The organism is Pseudomonas sp. Irchel 3A18 (assembly GCF_900187465.1).
Lineage (GTDB): Bacteria > Pseudomonadota > Gammaproteobacteria > Pseudomonadales > Pseudomonadaceae > Aquipseudomonas > Aquipseudomonas cichorii.
Genome location: NZ_FYDI01000002.1, coordinates 164,059 through 187,107, shown reverse-complemented (window position 1 = coordinate 187,107; position 23,049 = coordinate 164,059). Strand labels below are relative to the sequence as shown.

Annotated in this window: 17 protein-coding genes; 14 read left to right on the top strand and 3 right to left on the bottom strand. The window is 59.4% G+C overall.

The features are described from left to right. The first annotated feature begins 74 nt into the window (after positions 1-74). Complete coding sequence (locus tag CKW23_RS03870) at positions 75-3,599, top strand: ATP-binding protein (protein ID WP_256590409.1); 3,525 nt, start codon at positions 75-77, stop codon at positions 3,597-3,599. Between the two features lie 86 nt (positions 3,600-3,685). After that, on the top strand, positions 3,686-4,963 hold the full coding sequence (locus tag CKW23_RS03865) for an EAL domain-containing protein (protein ID WP_095067055.1): 1,278 nt from the start codon (positions 3,686-3,688) through the stop codon (positions 4,961-4,963). Here CKW23_RS03865 and CKW23_RS03860 read toward each other — a convergent pair. Further along, positions 4,936-5,598 (bottom strand): response regulator transcription factor, encoded by a 663-nt coding sequence (locus tag CKW23_RS03860; RefSeq protein WP_025258894.1) that lies wholly within the window; start codon positions 5,596-5,598, stop codon positions 4,936-4,938. The genes CKW23_RS03865 and CKW23_RS03860 overlap by 28 nt on opposite strands. 283 nt (positions 5,599-5,881) lie before the next feature. Between CKW23_RS03860 and CKW23_RS03855 the strand changes: the two genes are divergently transcribed. Continuing rightward, entirely contained in the window at positions 5,882-6,160 is a 279-nt protein-coding gene (locus CKW23_RS03855; protein ID WP_025258895.1) for a DUF3509 domain-containing protein, read from the top strand. 186 nt (positions 6,161-6,346) lie between these two features. Here CKW23_RS03855 and CKW23_RS03850 read toward each other — a convergent pair whose 3' ends face one another. Continuing rightward, complete coding sequence (locus tag CKW23_RS03850; RefSeq protein ID WP_025258896.1) at positions 6,347-7,183, bottom strand: TIGR02285 family protein; 837 nt, start codon at positions 7,181-7,183, stop codon at positions 6,347-6,349. A gap of 296 nt (positions 7,184-7,479) precedes the next feature. On the opposite strand from CKW23_RS03850, the gene CKW23_RS03845 reads away from it, so the two are divergent. From CKW23_RS03845 to CKW23_RS03835, 3 genes are all read left to right on the top strand, one after another. After that, positions 7,480-8,022 carry a YaeQ family protein gene (locus CKW23_RS03845; protein ID WP_025258897.1) on the top strand — a complete coding sequence of 181 codons (543 nt, stop codon included), beginning with the start codon at positions 7,480-7,482 and terminating at the stop codon, positions 8,020-8,022. 60 nt (positions 8,023-8,082) lie between these two features. Further along, on the top strand, positions 8,083-9,798 hold the full coding sequence (gene recJ, locus CKW23_RS03840) for a single-stranded-DNA-specific exonuclease RecJ (RefSeq protein WP_025258898.1): 1,716 nt from the start codon (positions 8,083-8,085) through the stop codon (positions 9,796-9,798). A gap of 91 nt (positions 9,799-9,889) precedes the next feature. Further along, positions 9,890-10,996 (top strand): NADH:flavin oxidoreductase/NADH oxidase, encoded by a 1,107-nt coding sequence (locus CKW23_RS03835; RefSeq protein ID WP_025258899.1) that lies wholly within the window; start codon positions 9,890-9,892, stop codon positions 10,994-10,996. Here CKW23_RS03835 and CKW23_RS03830 read toward each other — a convergent pair whose 3' ends face one another. Next, positions 10,997-13,114 carry a PAS domain-containing sensor histidine kinase gene (locus CKW23_RS03830; protein ID WP_025258900.1) on the bottom strand — a complete coding sequence of 706 codons (2,118 nt, stop codon included), beginning with the start codon at positions 13,112-13,114 and terminating at the stop codon, positions 10,997-10,999. A 284-nt stretch (positions 13,115-13,398) separates the two neighbouring features. Here CKW23_RS03830 and CKW23_RS03825 point away from each other — a divergent pair, with 284 nt between their 5' ends. The 8 genes from CKW23_RS03825 (at position 13,399) to CKW23_RS03790 (ending at position 22,983) form a co-directional block, all read left to right on the top strand. Further along, on the top strand, positions 13,399-14,139 hold the full coding sequence (locus tag CKW23_RS03825) for a tellurite resistance TerB family protein (RefSeq protein WP_025258901.1): 741 nt from the start codon (positions 13,399-13,401) through the stop codon (positions 14,137-14,139). Between the two features lie 259 nt (positions 14,140-14,398). Beyond that, complete coding sequence (locus CKW23_RS03820) at positions 14,399-16,021, top strand: methyl-accepting chemotaxis protein (RefSeq protein ID WP_095067053.1); 1,623 nt, start codon at positions 14,399-14,401, stop codon at positions 16,019-16,021. Positions 16,022-16,030: 9 nt separating this feature from the next. Beyond that, the gene (locus CKW23_RS03815; RefSeq protein WP_095067052.1) at positions 16,031-16,567 is read left to right on the top strand and encodes a chemotaxis protein CheW; all 537 of its coding nucleotides are present in this window, start codon (positions 16,031-16,033) and stop codon (positions 16,565-16,567) included. Continuing rightward, the gene (locus CKW23_RS03810) at positions 16,564-17,850 is read left to right on the top strand and encodes a protein-glutamate O-methyltransferase CheR (protein ID WP_095067051.1); all 1,287 of its coding nucleotides are present in this window, start codon (positions 16,564-16,566) and stop codon (positions 17,848-17,850) included. The genes CKW23_RS03815 and CKW23_RS03810 overlap by 4 nt, the downstream gene beginning before the upstream one ends. After that, a complete protein-coding gene (locus CKW23_RS03805; protein WP_095067050.1) occupies positions 17,847-18,536 on the top strand; it encodes a chemotaxis protein CheW in 690 nt (229 codons plus the stop codon). Before CKW23_RS03810 ends, CKW23_RS03805 begins: the two co-directional genes overlap by 4 nt. Next, on the top strand, positions 18,533-20,923 hold the full coding sequence (locus tag CKW23_RS03800) for a hybrid sensor histidine kinase/response regulator (RefSeq protein ID WP_095067049.1): 2,391 nt from the start codon (positions 18,533-18,535) through the stop codon (positions 20,921-20,923). Before CKW23_RS03805 ends, CKW23_RS03800 begins: the two co-directional genes overlap by 4 nt. Next, complete coding sequence (locus CKW23_RS03795) at positions 20,920-21,930, top strand: chemotaxis response regulator protein-glutamate methylesterase (protein ID WP_095067048.1); 1,011 nt, start codon at positions 20,920-20,922, stop codon at positions 21,928-21,930. Before CKW23_RS03800 ends, CKW23_RS03795 begins: the two co-directional genes overlap by 4 nt. A 45-nt stretch (positions 21,931-21,975) precedes the next feature. Continuing rightward, positions 21,976-22,983 carry a PleD family two-component system response regulator gene (locus CKW23_RS03790; protein ID WP_025258907.1) on the top strand — a complete coding sequence of 336 codons (1,008 nt, stop codon included), beginning with the start codon at positions 21,976-21,978 and terminating at the stop codon, positions 22,981-22,983. Positions 22,984-23,049: the final 66 nt, after the last annotated feature.

Below are 23,049 nucleotides of genomic sequence, written 5' to 3'. Positions count from 1 at the left end.
GGGTGACCGGCAACCTGATCATTGAACGTGCAGGGCGCACGATTTTATTCCTGCTGTTGCTGTGTCTCGGCCAGATGGCGGGTGCAGCACAGAGTCTGCCTTTTGCGCTGAGCGCGCCTTTTGTGGTGCTGGAGGATCTGCATCTGGAGGATGCGGATCGTCAGTGGCTGGAGCAGCGCAAGGTTTTGCGGGTCGGTATTGCGATTGCCGACTACGAGCCGGTCGATATCACCAGCGACCGTAATCGCTATCAGGGCATCAGCGCCGATTACCTCAGCCTGATTGGCGACAAGCTGAACATGCCGATCCAGGTGACCGGTTTTGCCGAGCGCGATCATGCCATTGCCGCACTGCGCAGAGGCGCCATTGATATTGTTACCAGCGCCAACGGTTTCGAGCGCGGGGTGAAGGGCCTGGAGTTTTCCAGCGTCTACATGCCCGATCATTCGGTAGTGGTCACACGAGGCAGTGATCCGGTCCCGTCGCGCAGGCTGGAAGGTAAAAAAGTCGTATTGCTCGACGGATATGCCGACTCGAAAACCGTTCATGCCACCTATCCCGACAGCGAAATCATTATCGCTCCCAACCTCTACAGCGCCCTTGAGGCCTTGAGCCAGGGTGAGGTCGACGCCTTTATCGGCAATGAAGTGATCGTGCGTTCCTACAATGCCTTGCGGCCTTACCTGGGCTTGCAGGTCAAGTTTGAAAGCGCATTGCCGTCAGTGGGGTTTGCGTTTGCCGTACGCCAGGACGAACAGCGGCTATTGAGTCTGATAAACCGGGTATTGAGCAGTCTCGACCCCTCCGTGGGGCGTGAAGTGCTGGGGCGCTGGACCCAGGGGCTGGGAGCTGATGTGGTCGGGCAACGTATCACGCTCTCTGGAGCGGAAAGACGCTGGGTTGCCAAGCACCCCAGCGTAACGGTCTCGACCACCCAGCATCCGCCCTATATCTACAAGGACAACAACGGCAATTGGGTCGGCCTCAATGTCGATGTGCTGGCGCGGATCTCGCGCATGACCGGCCTGCAGTTCGTTCACAAGGAAGTGTCCTCAACCCAGGACAGCATCGAGGTGTTGAAGGCCGCAGAGGCTGAGATGAATACAACCCTGGCCGAAAATGCCGAGCGCAGGCAGTTTCTGGATTTCACCTATTCGTTCGGTGGCAATAGCTGGGTCTTTGTCGTGCGCTCCGACAGCTCTTCGCAAGTGTCCCTCAGCAGCCTGTCCGGACGAGTACTGGCATTGCCGGCCAGGCATGCGCTGGAGGAGGAGATCCAGCGCAACTTCCCGAACATCCAGCTTCGACTGGTCCCCACTTATGCCGAGGCACGCAAGCTGGTGGAAACCGGGCAGGCCGATGCCACGATCCAGAACGAAGCGGGCGCCTATCTCTTTCCGCCCGGCAGTTTGAAAGTGGCGCGCGGTGTCGACGGCAAATGGTCTCCCGATCAGTTTTCGGTGATCAAGTCGCAACCCGAACTGCTCAGCATCCTGAACAAGGCTCTGGAGGCGTTTCCGGTGGCCGAGATGCGCTCCATCCGCATGAAGTGGCTGGGCTCTGTCCTGCCTCAGCCGTCGATCTGGAGCCGGATTCCGCAATGGGTGTTCTGGTGGGTGATGCTTGCCTTGTTGCTCGGTGTGGTTTCTCTGGCGTGGAGCAGCCGTCTCAAGGTACAGATTCGTCAGAGGCTCAAGGCCGAGCGGCAGCTCAACGACCAGTTGGCCTTCAAGCATGCGCTGTTCGATGGCATCCCCAATCCCATTTATGTCCGCGACCTCAAGGGGCGGCTTATCTCCTGCAACCGCAGCTATGAAGAAAGCTTCGGGATCAGCTTCGAGCAAATGAACGGTCGCCGTCTGATCGATATCGACCTGATTCCGCGCTCGGTGTCCGAGCAGATGCATGCCGACTATCTCAGGCTTCTGGAAACCAGGTGCCCGATATTCGCCGACAGGACCATGGAGCTGTCTGGCAGACATGTCGATGCATGGCACTGGACCGTTCCTTTCTTTGGTGCCGATGGCCAGTTGCAGGGACTGCTGGGTGGCTGGGTCGATATCACCGAACGCAAACGGCTGGAGGCGAGGCTGGAGGAAGCGCTGCGCCACGCTGATCAGGCCAGTGAAGCCAAGAGTGCTTTTCTGGCCAGCATGAGTCACGAGATCCGTACACCCATGGGTGCCATCATCGGTCTGCTGGAGCTTGAGTGCGAACAGGCATTGCGCCGGAATGAAACGCCTTCGCAAGGGGTGCAGGTGGCGTGTCGGTCGGCCAGAGAGCTTGTCGCCCTGATTGGCGACAGCCTTGATCTGGCGAGGATCGAGGCGGGCGGGATGCAACTGTCGCAGTCCGTGACCGGGCTTTACTCTTTTTTTGAAGGCATTGTTCAACTGTTCTCGGCCCAGGCCGCGCAGAAAGGAATAGCGCTGAAACTGGAGTTTACAGAGCAGGCCCATGGCGACTACTGGCTCGACCCTTTACGTCTGCGCCAGGTGATGCATAACGTGCTCGGCAATGCCCTGAAGTTCACACAGCAGGGTTCGGTGGTGATTACCGTCGGTGTGCTTGAAGAACACGGCGAGTCGTCGCGAGTACACATCAGCGTCCAGGACAGCGGGACAGGTATCGATCCCCATCGCCAGGAGCAGATCTTCCAGCCATTCATTCAGGCCAGTGACGATATTGCAGCCCGCTACGGCGGCACCGGGCTGGGTTTGAGCATCTGCCGACGGCTTGTTGAACTGATGAATGGCGACATCAGCCTGTACAGTGAGCCGGGGCAAGGCACCCGGGTGACCGTCAATGTGCCACTTGCCAGAGTGAAATGCCTGACGAGCGTGCAGAGTGAACCCCGCCAGCAAGGCCGCAGTGTGGGTGAGCGGAGTCTGCATCTGCTGGTGGTAGATGATATGTCAGCCAATCGTCTGGTGCTGACCCAGCAACTGGAGTTTCTCGGTCATCAGGTCGTTCCCGCCGAAGGCGGTGCCCAGGCTCTGACTCTGTGGCGCGAGGGCGCATTCGATGCGGTCATCACAGACTGCAACATGCCGGGGATTAGCGGCTACGCACTGACTGAAGCTATTCGCACTATCGAAGGGCAGGAAAAGCGTGCACGTTGTCCGGTCATTGGCTGTACGGCCAATGCGATGACGGACGAAGGTGAGCGCTGCAAGCGCATCGGCATGGATGGGTTGCTGGTCAAGCCGCTGTCTCTGGAGCGATTGTCGATGAAGCTGGCAGAGGTTGTCCGCGAGCAGACATTCGATATCCATACCTTGCGGCGCATGACCCAGGCCAATGATGAGCAGATACAGCGCCTGCTGGGAGAATTATGGAAAAACCTGCGTCATGAGCGTGAGGTCATGCAGCCTGCGGTCGGTGCCCATGACTGGAAGACCCTGAGTGCTTCGCTTCATCGCCTGAAGGGCGCCGCCTGCCTTGTGGATGCCGTGCCGCTGGCCAAGGCCTGCGCCTCGCTCGACGTCAGTGTGAAGAGTGAGTCCGGTTCGACCTTGAGCGAACACTGGCCGGTGCTGGATGCTTCCATCGAAAACCTGCGAGCGGATATTGAATTGCAGTTGGTGCAGGTGCCCTGATTTTTTAGGACTTGTCTTATGGGGCATGCCCGATCGGCCCTCTAGAGTAAGGTCACTTTCACCTCGATGTGATCTGGAAAATGACCATGCGCGCTCTCAAAGTTCTGATCCTTGAAGACAACCCTTTCCAATTGATGGCCCTGCACCAGATGCTCAACGCCAATCAGGTGTTCCAGGTGTTGGCCGCAGACAGCGTCGAAGCGGCCCGGCAGTCGTTGCTCAATCGGGGAGGGGTCGATATCGCCATCTGTGATCTGCAGATGGATGGCGCGGATGGCCTGGATTTGATCGCTCATCTGGCTCGAAGTGGCCAGGCTCGGGCGCTGATCATTCTCAGCAGTGCTTCGAAGTCGGTGCTCGATGGCGTGGTTCAATTGGCCCGCAGTCAGGGGCTCGAGGTATTGGGGGGCTTGCAGAAGCCGGCTTCGGCAGCCCGGTTGTACGATTTGCTCCAGGCATATGGGCACTTGCCCCACGCTCCGGCTCAAAGCGTATCGAAGTCTCAACATGTTTTCTGTGCCGGGCAACTGCTTGGTCCACAGGCCGGTGAGATCAGCCTGGATATGCTGTCACTGGCCGAGCAATGGATCGCCCACTTTCAACCCAAGGTCAGTGTCGATGGTGAGGTACTGGGCGTCGAGGCGCTGGTCCGCTGGCAGCATCCCGTACATGGCCTGTTGGCACCCGGCAGTTTCATGTCGATGATTGAAAACGAAGGGTTGATCGTGCCGTTGACCTGGCGAGTGCTTGAGCTGGCTCTGCAATTGTCTGCCGACGTCAGGTTCCGGCAGGGCGAGGCGTTGCCTGTGGCCGTGAATATTGCACCGCAGGTGCTTGAGCAGACGGATTTTGCTACGCGAATCACGGGGCTTCTGGTCCTGTATGAACTACCGGCAAGCATCCTGACTCTGGAAGTGCTCGAGCATGACGCCCTGGAGCCTCAGTCCTGGCAACTTGAGGCGCTGCTGCGTTTGCGCATGCTGGGCTGCAAGTTGTCCATCGATGACTTCGGGATGGGAGCATCGAACATCCAGCGGCTGTTACAGCTACCGTTCTGCGAACTGAAAATCCCGACCGAGTTCGTGCGAGGCATGGCGGACGACGCTCGCAAGTCGGCGGTCGTCGCCGGGGCGATGTTCATGGCTCGCCGCCTGTCGATGGACGTGGTGGTGGAAGGTGTGGAAACCATCGATGACTTTCACAGCCTGATGGTGCTGGAGGCCCCTGCCATTCAGGGCTATTTCATTTCTCGGCCATTGAGTGCGGCAGACCTGCTGGTCTGGCTTGCCGAGCGCAAGAGGAACAAACCGCAGGCGGTATCCCGCAAGACGGCGGGTCAGGACAGCCCATGTTCCTGCAGGTAAATGAACAGTGCTGCTTCGTTGCCCAGGCCGAGCTTGCGCATGGCGCTGACTTTCTGGGCGCTGACGGTTTGCTTGCTGCGGTTCAGTTGTGTGGCGATTTCACCGACGGTGTTTCCGGCTGCGAGCAGGCGAACGACTTCCAGCTCCCTGGGTGACAACTGTTCAAGCGGCTTCGGTCTGTCAGTTCCATGATCCCCTGCCTTCAGCAGAACCCGGTGTACCGAGTCGGCCATGAACACTTCCTGTCGGCGGATGCTCCTGATGGCGGCAGGCAACTCGCTCGCCACGCTGGCCTTGCTCAGTAACCCTTTGACATTGAGCGCCAGCATCGCCTGGAACAGTCCCGGGTTGCTCAATGTTGTCACCACGATAACCGGCAGTTGCGGGAAGTCGCGATGAATGCGCTGCAGCAGGCGTAAACCATCGTTCTGCCGTTCGGCTGGCATCATGAAGTCCGTGACCAGCACATCGCACTCATGGTTCTTGAGCATCAGCAGCAGTTCGTTCGGGGTACAGGCCTGTGCCACGACATGGGCGGTGTTTTCCTGCTCGATCACCACGCGCAGACCGATCAGAAAAATCGGATGGTCATCGGCCAGGATGATGCGCAAGGGATGATCAGCGGAAGCGCTCAAGGTATTGCTCCATCGGATGGCGGCCAGAGTCATTGCATACGATGTTGCTGTTCGAGTATCGCCTTGATCTACAGGCGTTCCGTAGGATTATTGACGTAAGTTATGGTGAATTTTCCTATAGTTGTTGAGCCGATCTGAACTCTGGTTTTTTCCCTGTCATATTCCACAGGCATGCTCGGTCATCTGAGCCATCCAATGAACCTCGCAGGCGAAAGAACTTTCCGCGCTTGCCGATGGTCAGTGATAAGCACCTTTGCATTCAAACTGTTGAGTGGTGATCCAGATGGAAAATATCAGCTTACTGCTAAGCGAAGCGCTGGCTCCTTACCAGGTCAGCCTCAGCCCGGAGGGTCTGGTAACACTGAGGGATGCGGCAGGTGCCATTGTGATCGAGCGTCGTTTCAGCGCCGATCAACTGGGCGATAAACGCCAGCTCACAGATGTCGTGGATGGTCTGCACCGGGATTTGATGGTTGCCGAAGGCCGTATCGAACCTTGCATGATCGCCGCGACGCGTCACGCCGAACTGAGCCGTGGGTTCACCGCGCCGGCTTTTGCCTGAACGAGCCAGGAACCTTCCTCCTTGCGAGCGTTCACATAAATTGTGGCAGGTTCGATCATTGTGCTCCGGTGATCGAAAACCTCCCAGGTGTTTGCCCCGGGCAGTTCTCCCCTCTGCCCGGGGTTTCTTTTGTGTGAAATATATCTGCGTATCGGTTTACTGCGCTGAATACATTTCGTACAGCACCTAATTCGTCTCGAAGAATGCCTTGGCATCCTTTATGTACTGCTCACGCAGTTCTGGATCCAGCCAGTTTGCATAGAAATTCAACAGGCTGGTTTCGCGCAGCGTGCGCATTTCCCGGTTGATGATTTCCATGGCTTGCCTGCCTTGCGGGGTGTCGGAGCAGCCAATGTGGGTGAATTGGTATTTGGGCGTGTCCTTGACCGGCAGGAAGGCCAGTTCTTCAGGTCTTATCCCCTGGACCATGGCCAGGGCGCGGGCTTCGGGCCAATAGCTGATCAGAGCCTGCAGACGTCCCAGTCGCTCCATTTGCAGCAGGCTGCCGACGGCATCGTTGCCATAGTGCTCGTTCAATTCCTGTCTTGGGGTATGGCTGAGAACTTCGTCGATCACGCTCCCGTAACTGCGCTCGGCAACGACACCCAGCTTGATGCTCTTGCTGTCCAGCAGCGCCCGCAGGTCGACATGTCCGTCGGCGATGAACGGCGAGAACAGGTGCATATCATCTTTGCGTACCACCAGTCCGTTGCTGAACACGATATAAGTCGGAATCGAAAACACGATGGTCCTGGCCCGTTCCTCGGTCCACAGCAAGGTGGGATCGCAGGTCAGCTTCGGGTCGTTGAGCATCTGTGTGCCCCGTGCCCGGTTGACCCGCATCAGCACATGTTCATACTCGGGCATGCGGGCTGTGAGGACCGGCATGAACAGATCGATAGCGCCCTGGCCCTGATAAGGGCCGGAAAACATCGTCACGGGGGGCATGTCCCGCAGCAGCCAGATCAATGTCTCTTTGGCCTGACTGATGGAGGGCAATCCGGATACCACCAGGATCAGCAGCAGCCTGGTCAGGCGCGATCCTGCAGATGGCGAGGCGAGAAAAGACATTCTCTGGTTTCATCCCGAAAAATAAAATTCAAGTGAACGGACCGTGATTGGATCGCTATCGTCACGCTTACGTCACAAGTGCTTTGAATCCTGACATCAATGCCAACAGGGTCGCTTTTGCCGCGGGCTTAAGTTGCATCAATGCACGTCATCAGGCCAGTGTATTTTGCGTGCCGGGGCAATGAGGTCGTTCCACGGGCCGGTATCGGTTAGACTTGCGCCTTTTCCCCGACTCTAGAAGCCCGTTCATGGCCCAGCCGTCCACGACCTACAAATTCGAACTGAACCTCACCGATCTTGATCGTGGGGTCTATGAAAGCGTCAAGCAGACAATCGCCCGTCATCCGTCCGAGACTGAAGAACGCATGACCGTGCGTCTGCTTGCCTATGCCTTCTGGTACAACGAGCAATTATCTTTCGGTCGTGGCCTGTCTGAAGTAGACGAACCGGCGCTCTGGGAAAAAAGTCTCGATGACCGCGTCCTGCACTGGATCGAGGTCGGCCAGCCTGACGCCGATCGCCTGACCTGGTGTTCGCGTCGTACCGAGCGCACCAGCCTGCTGGCCTATGGCAGCCTGCGTGTCTGGGAAGGCAAGGTGGTTCCGGCGGTCAAGAACCTGAAGAACGTCAACATCGCGGCAGTGCCGCAGGAAGTCCTTGAGCAACTGGCCAAGGACATGCCACGGGTCATCAAGTGGGATGTGATGATCAGCGAAGGCACTGTGTTCGTGACCGATGATCGCGGTCAGCACGAAGTGCAGTTGCAGTGGCTGGCAGGTGAGCGCGGCTGACAGCCCGGCCTTGAACGACACGCCCCGATTGTTGAATACACAGAGAATCAGCTGAACCGCATGCGCATCGAACCCCGTCTGTTGCCCGATACACTGCCTTTTCTTGGCGACCTGCCGCCCTTGCTCACCCGGCTGTACGCCGCACGGGGCGTGACGTCCGAGGCTGAACTGGACAAAGGGCTGGCGCGGTTGATCCCGTATCAGCAGCTCAAGGGGATCGATGCGGCGGTAGAGTTGCTGGTGACGGCGCTGCAGGAGCGCCAGCGTATTCTGATCGTTGGGGACTTCGATGCCGACGGTGCGACGGCCAGTACCGTCGGGGTGCTGGGGCTGCGCCTGTTTGGTGCTGCGCATGTGGATTATCTGGTTCCCAATCGCTTCGAGTACGGCTACGGCCTGACCCCGGAAATCGTCGAAGTGGCCTTGCAGCGCGATCCTCAATTGCTGGTCACTGTGGATAACGGCATTTCCAGCGTCGAAGGCGTGGCGGCGGCCAAGGCGGCAGGGCTGAGCGTGCTGGTGACCGACCACCACTTGCCGGGCCATGAACTGCCGCAAGCTGACGCCATCGTCAACCCGAACCAGCCCGGCTGTACGTTCCCGAGCAAGTCACTGGCAGGCGTCGGGGTGATCTTCTACGTGCTGATGGCCCTGCGCGCCCGTCTGCGGGCCATCGACTGGTTCAACAGCCAGCAACGTGCCGAGCCCAATCTGGGCGATCTGCTTGATCTTGTGGCTTTGGGCAGCGTGGCCGATGTGGTGCCGCTGGACGCCAATAACCGCATTCTGGTGCATCAGGGGCTGATGCGGATTCGCGCTGGTCGTGCCCGGCCCGGGTTGCGGGCCATCCTTGAAGTGGCGCGGCGCGAGCCTTCGCGCATCACCTCCACCGACCTGGGCTTCATCCTTGGCCCACGGCTGAATGCGGCGGGTCGTCTGGACGACATGAGCCTGGGGATCGAATGCCTGCTCTGCGATGACCCGGTCCTGGCGCGGGAAATGGCGGTGCAACTGGATGAGCTGAATCAGGATCGCAAATCCATCGAGCAAGGCATGCAGCGCGAGGCACTGGCCCAGCTCAAGGACTTGCCGGTGGAGTCCATGCCGTTCGGGTTATGCCTGTTCGAGCCCGATTGGCACCAGGGCGTCATCGGTATCCTCGCCTCGCGCCTGAAAGAGCGTTACCACCGCCCGACCATTGCCTTCGCCAGTGCTGGGGAGGGCGTGTTGAAAGGCTCGGCTCGCTCGGTACAAGGTTTTCACATCCGCGATGCCCTGGACGCCGTTGCCGCTCGTCACCCGCAACTGATCAGCAAGTTCGGTGGGCACGCCATGGCCGCAGGCCTGTCCCTGCCGGAAGAGAACTTTCCGATGTTTGCCGAAGCCTTCGACCTGGAGGTGCGGCGTCAACTCAGCGAAGAAGACCTTACCGGGCGGTTGCTCTCGGACGGTACGCTGGCAGTCCAGGAGTTTCATCTGGAGCTGGCGCGTGCGCTGCGCAATGCCGGGCCATGGGGTCAGCATTTCCCCGAGCCGCTGTTTCATGGCGTTTTCCAACTGGTCGAGCAGCGTGTGGTCGGTGAGCGGCACTTGAAAATGGTGCTCAGGACCGAGTGCGGCTCGGTAAAGCTGGATGGCATCGCTTTCGGCGTTGATCGCGACATCTGGCCCAATCCCAACATCCGTTGGGTCGAACTGGCTTACAAACTGGACCTCAACGAGTTTCGCGGCAATGAAACGGTGCAGTTGATGGTGACCCATATAGCGCCCCGCTAATCAGCCGGAACCCGGCCACCTTTCACGTTGTCGACTAGTCTCTGTAGACACAAAACAGTCCAGCGCCTGATTTTCAACCTGAGAGGTCGCCATGAGCCTGCTGCTTGAACCCTACACCCTTCGCCAGCTCAAACTGCCCAACCGCATCGCTGTTTCCCCCATGTGCCAGTATTCCAGTGTCGATGGCCTGGCCAACGACTGGCATCTGGTTCACCTGGGCAGTCGTGCCGTGGGCGGTGCGGGGCTGGTGTTCAGTGAAGCCGTTGCTGTGACCGAAGATGGCCGCATCACGGCCCAGGATCTTGGCCTGTGGAACGATGAGCAGATCGAGCCCCTGCAACGCATTACCCGTTTCATCGAGTCCCAGGGCTCGGTGGCAGGTATTCAACTGGCCCACGCCGGACGCAAGGCCAGCACCTGGCGTCCCTGGCTGGGCAAGCATGGCAGCGTGCCCGAGAGTGAAGGTGGGTGGAAACCCTGGGGGCCATCGGCCATTGCCTTCGATCCGCAACACACGGCCCCGGTGCAACTGAGCGAAAGCCAGATCCAGGGTCTGATCCAGTCTTTTGTCGACGCCGCCCGTCGCTCCCTGGTCGCGGGCTTCAAGGTGGTCGAGATTCACGCCGCCCACGGCTATCTGCTGCATCAGTTCCTGTCGCCATTGAGCAATCAGCGCACTGACCAGTACGGCGGTTCGTTTGAAAACCGTATTCGCCTGACGCTGCAAGTGACTGAAGCCGTGAGGGATGTCTGGCCCCAAGAGTTGCCGCTGTTTGTCCGCGTATCGGCCACCGACTGGGTGGAAGACGGCTGGAACCCTGACGAAACGGTGGAGCTGGCGCGTCGCCTGAAAGCTCTGGGTGTCGACCTGATCGACGTTTCATCGGGAGGCACTTCGGCCAATGCTGAAATTCCGGTCGGCCCCGGTTACCAGACGCGCTTTGCCGAGCGCGTGCGCAAGGAGTCGGAGATTGCCACCGGTACGGTGGGCCTGATTACCGAACCTGCACAGGCCGAACATATCCTGCGCACCGGACAGGCCGACATCATCCTGCTGGCGCGTGAATTGTTGCGCGACCCGTACTGGCCGTTGCATGCCGATGACGATCTGGGCGGACGCAAGGCGGTCTGGCCTGCGCAGTATCAGCGTGCGACCCACCGTGACCAGCCGATTCATGAGTCCGACCTACGGGACTGATCACTCAGGCACAGGGGCCCAGTCAGGTTCCTGTGCAGTTCCATCCAGCAGTTCAGTGATACGGTTGCTCAGTGTGGTGATTGCAAACGGCTTGGTCAGCACATGCATTCCCGGTTCAAGAGTGTCCTGCTCCAGGGCGGCGTTCTCGGCGTAACCGGTCACGAACAGCACTTTCAGATCCGGACGCACCGTTCTGGCCGCATCGGCCACCTGGCGGCCATTCATACCGCCGGGCAAGCCGACATCAGTGATCAGCAAATCAATGGTTACCCTGGATTGCAGAATCACCAGGGCCGCAGCTCCATGCTCGGCTTCCAGAACGTTGTAGCCCTGTTCTTCGAGTACTTCGCTCATCAGCGCACGCACGGCCGGTTCGTCGTCCACCACCAGGATGGTTTCGCCGCCTGCGCTCTGTATGAGTGGAATATCGAGGCTGCTGTCATGTTCGACCGGCTCGCTGTCGCCAATGAGCTGCGGCAGAAGAATGCAGATCTTCGAGCCTTTCCCGGGCCGGGAATCGATTCTGACGCCACCGCCGGATTGCCGGGCAAAACCATAGATCATCGACAGGCCAAGACCTGTGCCCATGCCGATGGGCTTGGTTGTAAAGAACGGATCGAATGCCCTGGCGACCACTTCTTCAGTCATCCCGGTACCGTTATCGCTGACACAGAGTGCCACGTAATGCCCTGCGACCATCTCGTACCTGGCTGCTGTCGCATCATCCAGATAGCGATTGGCAGTTTCGATCTTCAGCGTGCCGCCGTCCGGCATGGCATCCCTGGCATTGATGCACAGGTTGAGCAGCGAGTTTTCCAGTTGATGGGGGTCGACCATGGTCGACCACAGGTCGTGGGTGCGCAGGACTTGCATGTCGATGGCCGGCCCGACGGTGCGGTTGATCAGTTCTTCCATGCCCGCGACCAGTTGATCGACATGGGTGGCTTTCGGCGCCAGGGTCTGGCGGCGGGAGAAGGCCAGCAGCCGATGGGTGAGGGCTGCGGCACGTCTCGAACCTTCAAGGGCGCTGGAGATATAGCGGCCCAGGTCTGTGCGGCCCTGATTCACCCGTGACTGGAGCAGTTCGATATTACCGGTGATTCCCATCAACAGGTTATTGAAGTCATGGGCCAGGCCACCGGTAAGTTGCCCGACAGCCTCCATTTTCTGTGACTGGCGCAGGGCCTCTTCGGCAATGCGCAGGGCTTCGGAGTGCAGTTTTTCATGGGTAATGTGCTTGCCCAAGGCGAAAACCAGGCCGTCGCCCGGCGCAGAGGTCCAGCCGATCCAGCGATAACTGCCGTCCTTGTGCATGTAGCGGTTTTCAAACAATGGCAGCACGTTGTCGATGGCGTGCCGCAGGGCGTCCTGGGTTCTGGATATATCGTCAGGATGAACCAGATCCAGAATCGAGTTCCCGATCAACTCCCGAGGCTCTCGTCCCAGCACTGCGCACCACGCCGGGTTTACCCGCAGGAAATGCCCATTGAAGTCGACCATCGCCAGCAGATCCGGGGAAATATCCCAAAAGGTATTCAGCTCGGCAGTCCGTTGTTCCAGCTTGGCGGTCTGCTGCTTTTCCAGTTCGATCAGGTCGTCGATCAGTTGCTGTCGTTTCTGCTCGCTGGATTCCAGTGCCTGTTTGTCCAGGACATAGCGGGTGGTTTCCTTGGTGATGCAGAACATGCCGACGATCACGCCCTGCTCATCGATCAGCGGAGAAAAGGAAAACGACCACCAGGTCTGTTCGGTCTCGCCATAGCGAGCCATGGTCAGTGGCATGTCCTTGCATTGATAGCTCTTGCCGGCAAGAGCGTCTTGCACCATGGGCGCCACCTGATCCCATACATCGGCCCACAGTTTCGTGGCGTGCTCGCCGATGGCATTGCCCTTGCGCGGCCCAAGAATCGGCGTGTAGGTGTCGTTATGGAAAAAGATCAGCTCCGGTCCCCAGAGCAGATACATCGACTCCGGTGAGTTCAGAATCAGATTCAGCGCGGTTTTCAGTGAGGCAGGCCACTGTTCTACCGGCCCCAGAGACGTCTGGCTCCAGTCCTTGTTTCTTATCGTCCGGGCCGTTTCGCTCATGCCCGCTGGAAAACCAATGCTTGTCGTCACTTCAGGCAAGCTCCGGTAAAGCAGCACGGATGGGATGGCGTATTCATGAGGTGTCTGGAATCTATTATCGATGCACCCGGATGGGCACGTGATGTCTCTGAGGGAATTGACCTTTGAAACTTGTCAGGGTTGCACAAGTTGCGGTTTAACTTTTTCAGGTATGAAGTGATTGACCGGGACGCATCATCTGCAACATTCAGATGCACACCTTAAATCACCCTTGTGAGACTTCCCATTAACCTGCGTGTCAATGAATCATCTGACTAGACCTGTGGAGGTTTCTCATGAATACGCGTGGTTTGCTTGACCAGTTGCTCAAGTCTGGACAAAACATGTTGCAAGACAAGGTAAGCGGCAAATCCGGCAAGCGTTCATCCGGCAGCGACGCGCTGGTAAACGGCCTGGGTAGCCTGCTTTCGGGTTCGAAATCCGGCGGCAAGAGCGGTGGGCTGGGGAGTTTGCTGTCCGGTGCGGGCGGCGGTGCGCTGGCGGCCGGGGCCATGAGCCTGCTCAAGGGCAAACGCTCCGGGATGGGCGGCAAAGTGTTGACCTATGGCGGTCTGGCTGCGTTGGGCGTGCTGGCCTACAAGGCTTACAACAACTGGCAGGCCAGTCAGGGCGTGACTGCCCAGCGTGAGCCCCAGACCATTGATCGCTTGCCCGAGTCTCAGGCCGAAGAACACAGCCAGGCCATCCTGCGGGCTCTGGTGGCGGCAGCCAAGGCTGACGGCCATGTCGACGAGCGTGAGCGCGAACTGATCGAAGGCGAGTTCAGCAAGCTGAGCAACGACCACGAATTGCGACACTGGCTGCACGCCGAACTGCACAAGCCGCTTGATCCTTCGGAAGTGGCACGTGCGGCGAAAACCCCGGAAATGGCGGCCGAGATGTATATCGCCAGCGTGATTCTGGTGGACCAGGAGCACTTCATGGAAAGGGCCTACCTTGACGAACTGGCACGTCAGTTGAAGCTGGCTCCGGGTCTCAAGTCCGAGCTGGAAGAGCAGGTGCGTCAGGCCCAATAAATGGCTGAACAGAGGCGAGGGCTATGTCACTGTCGATAGCCCTCCGGATGACAACGCTTACTTGATACCCGTAATAAACGCACATCTCCCGTCCGCCAGGTTTTCTGAACTAACCCGCCAATATCGCCACTTTCAATTTCCTTTCCTTGCAACACGCTAATACACAAAAGCCTGGGCTATACTCAGGCCGCTTGGACCGTCTGTCGGTCCGCTTCTTGAACACGGCCAGATGCCGTTGTTGAACTCTTGAGGACTGACTGTGAAGAACTGGACTCTGCGCCAAAGGATTTTGGCGAGTTTTGCCGTCATCATCGCGATCATGCTGTTGATGGTGGTTGTGTCTTACTCGCGCTTGTTGTCGATTGAGTCCAGCGAGGAACAGGTCCGCCTCGATGCGCTTCCAGGCGTCTATTACAGCACCCTGGTGCGCAGTTCCTGGGGCGAAAGCTACATTCGTACTCTGGAACTGATCGGTGAAGGCAAGGCTCGACCTCTGACCAAGCAGGAACAGGCCCAGTTCGAAGGGTTTGAAGATAATCTTCAGGTTCAGATCGACGGTTACAAGAAATCCATTTTCGACGACGCCGAGAGGGCCAACTTTGCCCTGTTCGAAAAGCGGCGCGAAATCTATAGCCGCATGCTCAAGGAAGTTCATGCTTCCTATGGAATGGGCGACTATGCCAAGGCGCGTGCCGAGTTCTACGAGCAGGTGAATCCGGTCTGGAGCGATGGCCGCAAACAGCTCAACGATATCATCGTCGCCAACAAGCTATTGGCCGACAAGGCGACCGAGAACATTGTCACTGCCGTTCTGGGTGCCAAGATCAGCATGGTCTTTTCCCTGCTGATCGCGCTCATTGCAGCGGCTTCGTGCGGTCTGCTGCTGATGCGCTCTATCACCGCGCCAATGCAGCTCATCGTGAAAATCCTCGACGTCATGCGTACCGGTGACCTGAGTTCGCGTCTGAATCTGGCGCGCAAGGATGAGTTCAACGCGGTGGAAACCGGCTTCAACGACATGATGACCGAACTGACCGCACTCGTTGCCCAGGCGCAACGTTCCTCGGTTCAGGTCACCACTTCCGTGACCGAAATTGCTGCCACTTCCCGCCAGCAACAGGCTACCGCCACTGAAACTGCAGCCACGACCACTGAAATCGGCGCCACCTCCCGTGAAATCGCCGCCACTTCCCGTGATCTGGTGCGCACCATGACGGAAGTGACCTCTGCCGCCGATCAGGCTTCGGTTCTGGCGGGCTCCGGCCAGCAAGGGCTGGCGCGCATGGAAGACACCATGCATCAGGTGATGGGCGCGGCCAATCTGGTCAACTCCAAGCTGGCGATCCTCAACGAGAAGGCCGGCAACATCAATCAGGTGGTGGTGACCATCGTCAAGGTCGCCGACCAGACCAACCTGTTGTCGCTCAATGCTGCCATCGAGGCCGAGAAAGCCGGTGAATATGGTCGCGGTTTCGCGGTGGTTGCCACTGAAGTGCGCCGTCTGGCCGACCAGACCGCCGTTGCGACCTACGACATCGAGCAGATGGTTCGCGAAATCCAGTCAGCGGTTTCCGCGGGCGTGATGGGTATGGACAAGTTCTCCGAAGAAGTGCGCCGCGGCATGTTCGAAGTCACTCAGGTGGGCGAGCAGCTTTCGCAGATCATTCATCAGGTCCAGGCCCTCGCACCGCGTGTGCTGATGGTCAACGAGGGAATGCAGGCCCAGGCCACGGGCGCGGAGCAGATCAATCAGGCCCTGGTGCAACTGGCCGATGCCAGCAGCCAGACTGTCGACTCATTGCGTCAAGCCAGCTTTGCCATCGACGAGTTGAGTCAGGTCGCGGTAGGGCTGCGCAGTGGCGTCTCGCGTTTCAAAGTCTGAGTCCGGGTCATGATGGATCTCTCACCCAAACGCCAGGGCCCTGCGCCGGTCGCGAACAAGCTGTTTCTGTTGTTCCGCATCGGCGAGGAGCGTTACGCGCTGGAGGCCATCGAGATCTCCGAAATCCTGCCGCGCGTGAAACTGAAGGCTATCGCTCACGTGCCCCATTGGGTGGCGGGGATCTTCGCCCACCGTGGCGAAATCGTGCCGGTCATCGACATCAGCGCCCTGAGTTCCGGGCAGGCGGCACCTGCACGCACCAGTACCCGCATGGTGCTGGTGCATTATCGTCATGACGATGCGCACCCGGCACAGTTGCTCGGGCTTATCCTGGAGCAGGCGACCGAGACCTTGCGTTGCCCGGCTTCGGAGTTCAAGGAGTACGGCCTGGAAAACCGTCTGGCACCTTATCTGGGGCCGGTTCGAGAGGACGAGCAGGGACTGTTGCAATGGATTCACGTTAAGGAGCTGTTGACCGAGCCCGTGCGTGAACTGCTGTACCCCATACCTCCGCTTGATCTGGAGCTTCTTGAGGATGCGCCATGAGTGATGACTCGCGCTTTTTCAGTTTTCTCAAGGATCGCATTGGCCTGGATGTCACCTCTGTGGGCGAGGCCATCATTGTGCGAGCGCTGCGCCAGCGCTCTCAGAGCACCACTGCTGCAGACGATGAAGCCTATTGGCAGTTACTGCTGAGTTCGCCTGATGAGCAGCAGGCCCTGATCGAAGCGGTGATCGTCCCGGAAACCTGGTTCTTCCGTTATCCCGAATCCTTCCTGACCCTGGGCAAGCTGTCATCTGAACGCCTGATGACGCTCAAGAACTCAAGGCCACTGCGTATTCTCAGTTTGCCGTGTTCGACCGGTGAAGAGCCCTATTCCATTGCCATGGCGCTGTTCGATGCCAACATCGGCGCGCAGCATTTCAAGATCGACGCCATCGATATCAGCCCTCTGTCGATTCAAAAGGCTGTTCGTGGCATCTATGGCAAGAATTCGTTCCGGGGCACTGATCTGGGCTTTCGCGACCGGTATTTCAAGCCGGTGGGGGATGGCTACCAGATTGAAGATCGGGTGCAGGCGCGGGTCAACTTCCAGGCCGGCAATCTGTTGGACCCGGCTCTGGCGACTCAGGAACCCTACGATTTTGTGTTCTGTCGCAATCTGGTGATCTATTTCGATCAGGCCACGCAACGCCATGTATTCAAGGTGCTCAAGCGTCTGACCCGTGAAGACGGCGTGTTATTCATAGGTCCCGCCGAGGGTAATCTGCTGAGCCGGGTCGGCATGCGCTCTGCCGGTATCGCGCAATCGTTCGCCTTCAGGCATGCGCCCGGCCAGGACGCCAGTGCGCCAGTACTGGCCGAGCCTGTTCCGATTGCCCGTAGCGTTGCGCCACCGGTTCGCGAGCCTGCCCGGCCCGCGCCACGGCCTTTCGCACCTGCGCCTGTACCAGCCAGTCCGCCCGTTCCTTCACGGCCAGCGCCCGCTGCCACCGGTGGCGACGATGCCGCTACCCAACTGGCGACCATTGCCAGTCTGGCCAACGAGGGCAAAAGCGTGGAAGCGCGTGCGGCCTGCGAGCGTTATCTGCAGCGGCACGAGCCGGTGGCGCAGGTGTTCTACTGGCTGGGGCTGCTCAGCGAAGTGGAGGGCAGTGTGGCGCAGGCCCAGGGTTTCTATCGCAAGGCGCTGTATCTGCAGCCGCAGCATCCTGAGTCCCTGGCACAACTGGCTGCCTTGCTGGCCTCGCAAGGAGACAGTGCCGGTGCCCGCCGCCTGCAGGAACGTGCCACCCGTGGCGCCAATAAACAAGGAAGCAATCGATGACGGGGCTGTCCACTCTTGCGAGTCTGACTCACGACGACGCCCAGGCCATCGATGATTGCTGGAACCGCATCGGCATTCACGGTGATCGTTCCTGTCCGGTATTGCCGGAGCACATTCATTGCCGCAACTGTGCGGTGTACTCCGCTGCCGCCACTCGCCTGCTCGATCGCTATTCCCTGCTTCAGGAGCATCGCGACCCGTTTCAGGGCAGCCAGCTGCAGCGTGATGTCCAGACTCGCTCGATCCTGGTCTTTCGCCTGGGTGATGAATGGCTCGGGCTGGCGACCCGCAGCCTGGCGGAAGTCGCGCCCGATCAGGCCATCCATTCGTTGCCCCATCAGCGTTCCCGTGCGCTGCTGGGGGTGGCCAATGTGCGTGGCGCCCTGGTGGCATGCATTTCTCTGGTCGAACTGCTGGGGCTCGACAGCGGATCGGTGCTGGCCACCAGTGGGCGTGTGGTGCCGCGCATGTTGATCATCGCCGCACAAGGCGGGCCGGTGGTGGTGCCTGTGGATGAAGTCGATGGTATTCACGCCATGGAAGAGCGCCATCTGAATGCGGCGTCGGCCTCCGGCACGCATGCCAATGCACGATTTACTCGTGGTGTCCTGCAATGGAAGGGTCGCAGTCTGCGTTTGCTCGATGAAGATGAGTTGTTGGCGGCGATCAACCGGAGCCTGACATGACCCCCGATCAAATGCGCGACGCCTCACTGTTCGAGCTGTTCACCCTGGAAGCCGAAGCGCAGACCCAGGTGCTGAGTGCCGGCCTGCTGGAACTGGAACGCAATCCGACCCTGGCCGACCAACTGGAAGCCTGCATGCGCGCCGCCCACTCCCTCAAGGGCGCGGCGCGGATTGTCGGGGTCAATTACGGCGTCAGCGTGGCCCATGTCATGGAGGATTGTCTGGTCAGCGCCCAGGAAGGGCGATTACTGCTCCAGGCCGAACACATCGACGCCTTGCTCTTGGGCACCGACCTGTTGATGCGCATTGCCACGCCGACTGACAGCAGCATCGGGCAGAGCGATATCGACAGCTATGTCGAGCGCGTGAATTCATTGCTGACTTCGGGAGTCGGAGCCGCGCGATCGGTCAGTGTTCCATTGCCTGATTCATTGCCAGAGCCGTTACCCGACCTGCTGACGGCCAGCGATATACCGCTGGTCGAGCCGCTGTTGGTGCCAGCGCCGGGCAGCAATCAGGCCTCCCTCGATGCGCTGGCTGCCGCTTTGCGTCTTGAGCCGCCGACGCCCCCCGAGCCTCTGGTGGCCGAACCGGAACCTGCGCCTGCCGCGACACGCGAGCGCCGGGTGTCCGATGGTGGCGAACGAGTCTTGCGGGTGACCGCCGAACGTCTCAATGGCTTGCTGGATCTGTCGAGCAAGGCGCTGGTGGAAACCCAGCGCATGAAACCCTTGCAGGCCGGCATGCAGCGCCTCAAGCGTCTGCAGGTCAGCAGCGACAGGGCCCTGGAAGTGCTTGGGGCATGTTTTGGCGATGCGGGTCTGGAACCTGACGCACAGAAAGCTCTGGATGATGCCCGCGATTTTCTGTCCCAGGCTCAACAGATGCTGATCCAGCAGGCTGCCGAACTGGATGAGTTCGGCTGGCAGTCGGGGCAGCGAGCGCAGTTGTTGTATGACACCGCACTGGCCTGCCGGATGCGCCCGTTTGCCGACGTGCTCACTGGTCAGGCGCGCATGGTTCGCGATCTGGGGCGTGAGCTTGGCAAGCAGGTTCGTCTGAAAATCGAGGGTGACAAGACCCAGGTCGACCGCGATGTGCTTGAAAAGCTGGAAGCGCCTCTGACCCATCTGCTGCGTAATGCCGTGGACCACGGCATCGAATCTCCCGAGCGACGCAAGGAGCTGGGCAAGGACCCGGAAGGGCAGATTCTTCTGCGCGCCTCTCATGAGGCTGGCCTGCTGGTGGTGCAGCTCAGCGACGATGGCAATGGCGTGGATCTCGAACGTCTGCGCAGCAACATCATCGAGCGCAAACTGTCGCCTGCCGAAACCGCTGCGCAGTTGAGCGAAGAGGAGCTTCTGAGTTTTCTGTTCCTGCCGGGTTTCAGCATGCGGGACAAGGTCACGCAAATCTCCGGTCGCGGCGTAGGCCTGGACGCCGTGCAGCATATGGTTCGTCAGATGCATGGCAGTGTCGAATTGCAGCAGTGGGCCGGTGAAGGCAGTTGCTTCCGCATCGAAATGCCGCTGACGCTTTCGGTCGTGCGCAGTCTGGTGGTGGAGGTGGGGGGCGAAGCCTATGCTTTCCCGCTGGCGCATATCGAGCGCATGCGTGATCTGCAGCCCGAAGATATCGTGCAACTGGAAGGGCGCCAGCATTTCTGGCACGAAGATCGCCATGTCGGCCTGGTTTCTGCCAGCCAGTTATTGAATCGCCCCCAGTCACAGCGCAACGATGAAGCGCTCAAGGTGGTGGTGATTCGCGAGCGTGATGCCGTGTACGGTGTCGCGGTGGAGCGGTTCATTGGCGAGCGCACGCTGGTGGTCATACCGCTTGATGCCCGCCTGGGCAAGGTTCAGGATGTGTCCGCTGGCGCTTTGCTCGACGATGGCTCTGTGGTGCTGATCATCGATGTCGAAGACTTGCTGCGTTCGGTAGAGAAACTGCTCAATACCGGGCGCCTGGAGCGCATAGACCGGCGTAATCGTCAGGTCGGCCATGTGGCGCGCAAGCGCGTACTGGTGGTCGATGACTCGTTGACGGTTCGTGAGCTGGAGCGCAAGTTGCTGGTCGGCCGCGGTTATGAAGTGGCCGTTGCCGTTGATGGCATGGATGGCTGGAATGCCTTGCGTGCCGAGGACTTTGACCTGCTGATCACCGATATCGATATGCCGCGCATGGACGGCATCGAACTGGTGACTCTGGTGCGTCGGGATACCCGGTTGCAATCTCTGCCAGTGATGGTGGTTTCCTACAAGGATCGTGAAGAAGACCGGCGCCGTGGCCTGGATGCGGGCGCCGACTATTATCTGGCCAAGGCCAGCTTCCACGACGATGCCTTGCTTGATGCCGTCGCTGAATTGATAGGGGATGCGCAAGAATGAAGATCGCCATCGTCAATGACATGCCCATGGCCGTAGAAGCCTTGCGTCGTGCGTTGGCATTCGAGCCTGAGCATCAGATCGTCTGGGTGGCCGGCAATGGTGCCGAAGCGGTCCGGCTTTGCGCCGAGCAGACGCCGGACCTGATCCTGATGGACCTGATCATGCCGGTCATGGACGGGGTCGAGGCCACGCGCCAGATCATGGCCGAAACACCATGCGCTATCGTTCTTGTGACTGTTGACCGTGAGCAGAACGTCCACCGTGTGTTCGAGGCCATGGGCCATGGCGCACTGGATGTGGTGGATACGCCTGCTATCGGTGCAGGCAACCCGCGGGAGGCAGCCGCGCCACTGCTGCGCAAGATATTGAATATCGGCTGGCTGATCGGCCAGCGCGCCCCTCGCGAGCGAACGGCGCCACCGTCGCTGCGTCATGCCGTCATGCGCCAGGGGCTGGTTGCCATCGGCTCGTCGGCCGGTGGCCCGGCGGCGCTGGAAATTCTATTGAAAGGGCTGCCGGCGAGTTTTCCGGCGGCTATCGTCCTGGTGCAGCATGTGGACCAGGTATTTGCTGCGGGCATGGCCGACTGGCTGTGTACAGCGTCGGGTTTGCCGGTGCGTCTGGCCCGGGAGGGAGAGCCGCCGCAACGCGGTCAGGTACTTCTGGCAGGGACCAACCACCATATCCGCTTGTTGAAGGATGGTACGCTGGCTTATACGGCTGAACCTGTAAACGAAATCTACAGGCCTTCTATCGATGTTTTCTTCGAGAGTGTGGCCCGCTACTGGAATGGTGATGCAGTGGGTGTTTTATTGACCGGCATGGGTCGAGATGGAGCTCAAGGGCTTAAATTGATGCGCGAGCAGGGCTTTCTGACCATCGCTCAGGATCAGGCCAGTTCTGCTGTCTACGGCATGCCCAAGGCTGCCGCTGCAATTGATGCTGCCGTTGAAATCCGGCCATTGCAGACTATCGCGCCTCGCCTGACCGAGGTATTCGCCCAATGACTGTCCAGGTGAATTCACCCGCCGCCGGTGATCAGGAGACGCATCATGCATGACGTGCAGCCCGACGAATTGAAGACTGCCGATGAAAACTCGGCGATGGTGCTGCTGGTGGACGATCAGGCGATGATCGGTGAAGCCGTGCGTCGTGGTCTGGCCAATGAAGAGTCCATCGACTTCCACTTCTGCGCCGACCCCCATCAGGCCATTGCCCAGGCTATGCAGATCAAACCGACGGTCATCCTGCAGGATCTGGTCATGCCGGGTCTGGACGGGCTGACACTGGTGCGCGAATACCGCAACAACCCCATGACCCGGGACATTCCGATCATCGTGCTTTCCACCAAGGAAGACCCGCTGATCAAGAGTGCGGCGTTTGCGGCGGGGGCCAATGACTATCTGGTCAAGCTGCCCGACACCATCGAACTGGTGGCGCGCATCCGTTACCACTCCCGCTCCTACATGACCCTGTTGCAGCGCGATGAAGCCTACCGCGCCTTGCGGGTCAGCCAGCAGCAACTGCTCGACACCAATCTGGTGCTGCAACGCCTGATGAACTCCGATGGCTTGACCGGCCTGTCCAATCGCCGTCATTTCGATGAATACCTGGAGCTGGAATGGCGCCGGGCGACCCGTGAGCAGAGTCAGTTGTCGCTGATGATGATCGATGTGGACTACTTCAAGGCCTACAACGACAACTTCGGTCACCTCGAAGGCGACGAAGCCTTGCGTCAGGTGGCCAAGGCGATTCGCGCCAGTTGCAGCCGTCCGTCCGATTTGCCGGCCCGTTATGGCGGCGAAGAGTTCGCCATGGTCCTGCCCAATACCACCCCCGGTGGCGTCCGGTTGCTGGCTGAAAAACTGCGCCAGAGCGTGGCGGGCATGAACATCCCGCACATGGCACCGGCGCCGGGCTCGACGCTGACCGTGAGCATCGGCGTGGCGACCGTGATTCCGCAGAACGGCCTCAACAGCCGACAACTGATCCTCGATGCCGACAAGGGCCTGTATCTGGCCAAGCACAGTGGTCGTAATCAGGTAGCGGTAGGCGGCTGATCTTCCTGTAAGCAGTCCGATGCCATAACTCCTGTACAACGGGCTGCTTTCATTACTCTCCCTGGG